We start from the raw sequence: 5,752 nt of genomic DNA, 5'->3' as shown, positions 1-5,752 counted from the left end.
GGGACGCGATGGCCCGTGGCCTGGCCCCGGCGGTCTACGCGGCGGCCGCCGCGCCGCTGCTGCTGGCGGTGTACGCGCTGGTCGGCGGCCCGTGGCCGCTGGTGGGGGCGGTCACCGCCGCCGTGCTCGCCGGCGTCACCGCACTCGCCCGTCGCTGAGCGCCCGCCCACCCGCTATTCCCGTTCGGCGGGGTGAGGAAGCGAACGTGTCGACCGGGGTGGCCGGCGGGTAGGAGAACCGGAGCGACAGGCTGTGTCGTGGGCCGGACGTGTCCCGGCCCGGAAGGAAACCACCGGCTGCAGGAAGCGGGAACCCGTGCTCACCGTCAACGCCTACGCGGCGACGTCCGCGACCGAACCGCTCGCTCCGACCACGATCGAGCGGCGGGACCTCGGACCGGACGACGTCCTCATCGACATCAAGTTCTCCGGCATCTGCCACTCCGACATCCACACCGCACGCAGCGAGTGGGGCCCGACCACCTACCCGATCGTGGTCGGTCACGAAATCGCCGGCGTGGTCCGGGAGGTCGGCTCCGCGGTGACCAAGTTCGCCGTCGGTGACCGGGTCGGCGTCGGCTGCATGGTCGACTCCTGCCGGGAGTGCGACAACTGCCGCAAGGGTCTGGAGCAGTACTGCCTCAAGGGCAACATCGGCACGTACGGCGGGGTGGGCCGGGACGGCCAGCCGACCCAGGGCGGCTACGCGCAGGCCATCGTGGTCACCGAGGACTTCGTGCTGCGCATCCCGGACGGCCTCGAGCTGGACGCCGCCGCGCCGCTGCTCTGCGCCGGCATCACCACCTACTCGCCGTTGCGGCACTGGAACGCCGGGCCGGGCCGTCGGGTGGCCGTGATCGGCATGGGCGGTCTGGGCCACATGGCCGTCAAGCTGGCCCACGCCATGGGTGCCGAGGTGACCGTGCTCTCCCAGTCGCTGAAGAAGCGGGAGGACGGGCTGCGGCTCGGTGCCGACCACTACCACGCCACCTCGGACGAGGCGACGTTCACCGACCTGGCCGGCTCGTTCGACCTGATCGTCAACACGGTCAGCGCCGCCATCGACCTGGACGCGTACCTGGGCCTGCTGGCCGTGGACGGGACGCTGGTCAACGTGGGCGCGCCGGAGGACCCGCTGTCGGTACGCGCGTTCTCGCTGATCCCGGCCCGGCGGTCGTTCGCCGGCTCGATGATCGGCGGCATCGCCGAGACCCAGGAGATGCTCGACTTCTGCGCCGAGCACGGGCTGGGCGCCGAGATCGAGGTGATTCCGGCCGAGAAGATCAACGAGGCGTACGAGCGGGTGCTCGCGTCCGACGTGCGCTACCGGTTCGTCATCGACGCGTCGACGTTCTGACCGTCGACATCCGAGAGGGGTCGCTGCGCGCGGCCCCTCTCGGCGTACGTCAGGGCTTGCGCGCCCAGGTCCAGGCGTAGCCGTCATCCTCGCAGTCGGCGGCCGCGTCGCAGAGGTCGAGCGGGCGGAACGTGTCCACCATGACCGCCAGCTCGTCGAAGAAGTCCGCCCCGATCGACCGCTCGGCGGCACCCGGCTGGGGGCCGTGGGTGAAGCCGGACGGGTGCAGGGAGATCGAGCCCTGCTCGATCCCGGAGCCGCGCCGGGCCTCGTAGTTGCCGCCGGTGTAGAACAGCATCTCGTCGGAGTCGACGTTGTGGTGGTTGTACGGCACCGGGATGGCGGCCGGGTGGTAGTCCACCTTGCGTGGCACGAACGAGCAGATCACGAAGTTCGGGCCCTGGAACGTCTGGTGCACCGGCGGCGGCTGGTGGATCCGCCCGGTGATCGGCTCGAAGTCGTGGATGGAGAACGCCCACGGGTACAGGTGCCCGTCCCAGCCGACCACGTCGAACGGGTGGTTGGCGTAGACGTACCTCGTCCATCCGCGACGGTGCTTGACCAGCACCTCCACCTCTTCGCCGTCGACCAGCAGCGGGGTGTCCGGTCCCCGGACGTCGCGCTCGCAGTAGGGCGCGTGCTCCAGGAACTGCCCGCGGACGGAGAGGTAGCGCTTGGGCGGGCCGATGTGGCCGGACGCCTCCACCGCGAGCAGCCGGGTCGGCTCGTCGCCGGTGGGCACCAGGCGGTGGATGGTCGAGGTGGGGATGACCACGTAGTCGCCGGCGACCGCGTCGAGCACGCCGAACGGCGACTCCACCCGCAGCGAGCCGGACTCCAGGTAGAGGCAGTGGTCGCCGGTGGCGTCGCGGAACAGCGGTGAGGGCCGGTCGGCCAGCACGTAGGCGATCCGGACGTCGTCGTTGGCCAGCAGGTACTGCCGGCCGAGCACCGGGTCCGCCCCGGTGCCGTCGAGCTTGTGCGTGCGCAGGTGGCGCGGCTTGAGCGGCAGGTTCGGCTTGCGGGTGACGGTGGGCGGGGCGAACTCCTCGGCGGCGAGGATCGCGGTCGGCGCGTGCCGGTGGTAGAGCAGGGACGAGTCGGAGGAGAAGCCCTCCTGACCGACCAGCTCCTCCGCGTAGAGCGTGCCGTCGGGCTGCCGGAACTGGGTGTGGCGCTTGCGGGGCACCTCGCCGACGCTGCGGTAGTACGGCATCTCGCCTCCCGTTATGTCCCGTTCTCCGGCCGGTGGCGTCCGATAATCGGACGCGGTTGTCCGTTCCTTGTAGCGTCCCGTACATTCTTGTCTCGTGTCAACGCAGGTGCCCCGCCTCCTCGCCGGCCTGGTCGACGACGCCGCGGTCTTCCCGCCCGGCAACGCCGCGCTTCCCGACGCGGTCGCCGCGCACCGCACGCACCGCGCGGCCTGGTACGCCGACCTGGTCGGCCCGCTGCTGCTGCCCGCCTCCGACATCCGGACCGGTGCGTTGACCGGCCTGGTCGACCCGGCCGAGGGCCTGGTCGTCGGCCTGATCGGCGACACCGGCCTCGACGGGCTGCCCGCCGCACTGTCGTCCCTGGCCCCGGTCGGCGCGACCGCCCGGCAGGTCGAGGCGCCGGTCGCCAAGCGCGGCGAGGACCCCGCCCCGGGCGTGGCCGAGCTGGTCTCGCTCGCCGGCCGGCTCGACGGCACCTCCGTGTACGCGGAGATCCCGCTGACGCTCGGGCTGATGGACGCGCTGGACGCGCTCGCCCGGGCCCGGGCCGGCGGGCTGCCGGTGGCGGCCAAGTTCCGCACCGGCGGGCTCGCCGCGGAGTTGTTCCCGACTCCCGTCGAGCTGGCCGCGGTGATCTGCGCCTGCCGCGACCGTGCGCTGCCGTTCAAGCTCACCGCCGGGCTGCACCACGCGATCCGGCACCGGGACCCGGAGACCGGCTTCACCCACCACGGCTTCGTCAACGTGCTGGCCGCGACGCTGGCCGCGGTCGAGGGCGCCGAGGTGGACGCCGTCGCCGAGCTGCTGGCCGCCACCGACCCGCTGCGCGTGGTCGAGTCGGCCCGGGCCCACCGCGAGTCCGAGCGGTCGCTCTGGGTCGGCTACGGCTCGTGCAGCATCTCCGAACCACTTACCGATCTGATCCGGCTGGGGCTGGTGAACGGGGGCTTCGAACAATGACATGGGTGTCGGGTGCGGCGGGTTCGCCGTACGGGGTGACCAACCTGCCGTACGGGGTGTTCCGGCACGGCGACCGCGAGCCGCGGATCGGCGTCCGCATCGGCGACTTCGTGCTCGACCTGGCCGGCGCGGAGGCGGCCGGGCTGGTGCTGGCCGGGGGCGCGCTCGGCCGGCCCACGCTGAACGACTTCCTGGCGCTCGGCCGCCCGCAGTGGACCGCCGTCCGGCAGCGGGTCGTCGAGCTGCTCACCGATCCGGCGCACCGCCCGGCGGCGGAGCCGCTGCTGGTGCCGTTGCGCGAGGTCGAGCTGCTGCTGCCGTTCGAGGTGGCGGACTACGTCGACTTCTACTCCTCGGAGCACCACGCCGGGAACGTCGGGCAGATCTTCCGGCCCGGCCAGCCGCCGCTGCTGCCGAACTGGAAGCACGTGCCGATCGGCTACCACGGCCGGGCCGGCACCGTGGTCGTCTCCGGCACCCCGGTGGTCCGCCCCACCGGGCAGCGGGCCAGCGCGCAGGGCCCGACCACAGGCGCGTCCGTACGCCTGGACATCGAGGCCGAGGTCGGCTTCGTCGTCGGCGTGCCGAGCCGGCTCGGCGACCGGGTGCCGGCGGCCGACTTCGCCGACCACGTGTTCGGCGTGGTGCTGGTCAACGACTGGTCGGCCCGGGACATCCAGGCGTGGGAGTACCAGCCGCTCGGCCCGTTCCTGGGCAAGTCGTTCGCCACCTCGGTCTCCGGCTGGGTCACCCCGCTGGAGGCGCTCGCCGACGCGTTCGTGCCCGCGCCGGACCAGGACCCGCCGGTGCAGGACTACCTGCGGGACACCCCGCACCTCGGGCTGGACCTGACCCTGTCGGTGGAGTGGAACGGCGAGCGGGTGGCCGAGCCGCCGTTCGCCACCATGTACTGGACCCCGGCGCAGCAGCTCGCCCACCTCACCGTGAACGGCGCCTCGCTGCGCACCGGCGACCTCTACGCCTCCGGGACCGTCTCCGGTCCCGAGCGCGGTCAGGTCGGCTCGTTCCTGGAGCTGACCTGGGGCGGGTCCGAGCCGGTCACGTTCGCCGACGGCAGCGAGCGGACCTTCCTGGAGGACGGCGACACGGTGACGATCACCGCCACCGCGCCCGGCCCGGACGGCACCACGATCGCGCTGGGCGAGGTCACCGGGACGGTCCTCCCCGCCCGCTGAGCCCACCTTCCGCCGGACGGCCTCGATCGCACATCGGGTGCGATCGAGGCCGTTTCCTTCCGCGTTGATCGACTCGGATCGCGCGCGTCCGGGCGGCCCCCGGCGTGCCCGAGTCGGATGAAGCCGAAACAGGAAGGACCGAGCATGACCGAGCTGACCGGAGCCGTCTGGCGGACCAGCAGCCGCTCCAACGATCAGGGCCTCTGTGTCGAGGTGGCGACCAACGTGGTCACCGCGCACGGCGTGGTGGGCGTACGCGACTCCAAGGACCCGGACGGTCCGGCGCTCGCGGTCAGCCCGCCGGGCTGGACGGCGTTCGTCACCGCGCTGCGGGGCGGAACCCTCCACGGCTGACCGCCCGTCGGATACCCCGGTGCCCCGCTCGGGGCACCGGTGGTGGAAATGTCACCCACAAGGCCCCCCGTTTTCCGGTGACGGCCCGTACCGTGGACGACACGGGAGGTGCCATGTCGACGGTGACGGTTTCCGCATTCATCGAAGCGCAGGACGCCGACCTGTGGCGCCTGCTCACCGACCTCCCGGCCCGCGCCGACTGGCTGTCGGCGGTGGGTGCGGTCGAGGTCCTCGGCACCGGCGGTTTCGGGCCCGGCACGGTCTGGCGGGAGACCCGCGTCCGGCCGGACGGCGGCACCGAGCCGGAGGAATACCAGGTGGTCGAGGCCGTGGCGCCGGCCCGCCTGGTGCTCGACTCCCGGGGCGCGGGCGTCGACTACCGGATCACCTGGACGCTGCGCACGGTCGAACGGCGGCGGCGTGGGTGCACCGAGGTCACCGTCGAGCAGGAGGCGGTGCCCACCCGGCCGTACGGGCGGGTGCTGGCCCTGATCCTCGGCGGCCTCGCCGCCCGCGCGGTGGAGGGCGCGCTCCGGCGTGACCTGGCCGACCTGGCACTCGCCGCCGGTCCCGCCCGCTCCGCCGAAGCCGCCTGAGCCGACCCGACCGCTCGCCGCACCCGGCCCGGACCCGGCCGGTAGGGTGCCGGGGCGGAGGTGGCTGATGGCG

The 5,752-nt window shown here is 73.1% G+C and carries 6 protein-coding genes; 5 read left to right on the top strand and 1 reads right to left on the bottom strand.

All coding sequences use genetic code 11. The features are described 5' to 3' along the window. Positions 1–315 precede the first annotated feature (315 nt). The gene (locus tag HUW36_RS24035) at positions 316–1,356 is read left to right on the top strand and encodes an NAD(P)-dependent alcohol dehydrogenase (RefSeq protein ID WP_174530256.1); all 1,041 of its coding nucleotides are present in this window, start codon (positions 316–318) and stop codon (positions 1,354–1,356) included. A gap of 49 nt (positions 1,357–1,405) precedes the next feature. Here HUW36_RS24035 and HUW36_RS24030 read toward each other — a convergent pair whose 3' ends face one another. Beyond that, positions 1,406–2,572: a homogentisate 1,2-dioxygenase gene (locus HUW36_RS24030; protein ID WP_174530255.1), complete on the bottom strand. Its 1,167-nt coding sequence runs from the start codon at positions 2,570–2,572 to the stop codon at positions 1,406–1,408. A gap of 94 nt (positions 2,573–2,666) precedes the next feature. Here HUW36_RS24030 and HUW36_RS24025 point away from each other — a divergent pair, with 94 nt between their 5' ends. From HUW36_RS24025 to HUW36_RS24010, 4 genes are all read left to right on the top strand, one after another. Further along, positions 2,667–3,533, top strand: coding sequence for a hypothetical protein (locus tag HUW36_RS24025; protein ID WP_174530254.1), 867 nt, complete (start codon positions 2,667–2,669; stop codon positions 3,531–3,533). Further along, complete coding sequence (gene fahA, locus HUW36_RS24020; protein WP_174530253.1) at positions 3,530–4,729, top strand: fumarylacetoacetase; 1,200 nt, start codon at positions 3,530–3,532, stop codon at positions 4,727–4,729. The genes HUW36_RS24025 and fahA overlap by 4 nt, the downstream gene beginning before the upstream one ends. Before the next feature lie 144 nt (positions 4,730–4,873). Next, the gene (locus HUW36_RS24015; protein WP_174530252.1) at positions 4,874–5,083 is read left to right on the top strand and encodes a DUF397 domain-containing protein; all 210 of its coding nucleotides are present in this window, start codon (positions 4,874–4,876) and stop codon (positions 5,081–5,083) included. Positions 5,084–5,196: 113 nt separating this feature from the next. Further along, positions 5,197–5,679, top strand: a complete 483-nt coding sequence (locus tag HUW36_RS24010) for an SRPBCC family protein (protein ID WP_174530251.1) — start codon at positions 5,197–5,199, stop codon at positions 5,677–5,679. Positions 5,680–5,752 lie beyond the last annotated feature (73 nt).

The sequence above is a fragment of the Micromonospora maritima genome, from assembly GCF_902825405.1.
Classification (GTDB): Bacteria; Actinomycetota; Actinomycetes; order Mycobacteriales; family Micromonosporaceae; genus Micromonospora; species Micromonospora maritima.
Note: the sequence above shows the minus strand (reverse complement) of the source record. Positions and strands in the feature narration are given on the sequence as shown.

Coding starts and splice junctions, on each gene's coding strand:
- HUW36_RS24030 (WP_174530255.1), bottom strand. CDS start 2,572: ATGCCGTACTACCGCAGCGTCGGCGAGGTGCCCCGCAAGCGCCACACC.
- fahA (WP_174530253.1), top strand. CDS start 3,530: ATGACATGGGTGTCGGGTGCGGCGGGTTCGCCGTACGGGGTGACCAAC.
- HUW36_RS24015 (WP_174530252.1), top strand. CDS start 4,874: ATGACCGAGCTGACCGGAGCCGTCTGGCGGACCAGCAGCCGCTCCAAC.
- HUW36_RS24010 (WP_174530251.1), top strand. CDS start 5,197: ATGTCGACGGTGACGGTTTCCGCATTCATCGAAGCGCAGGACGCCGAC.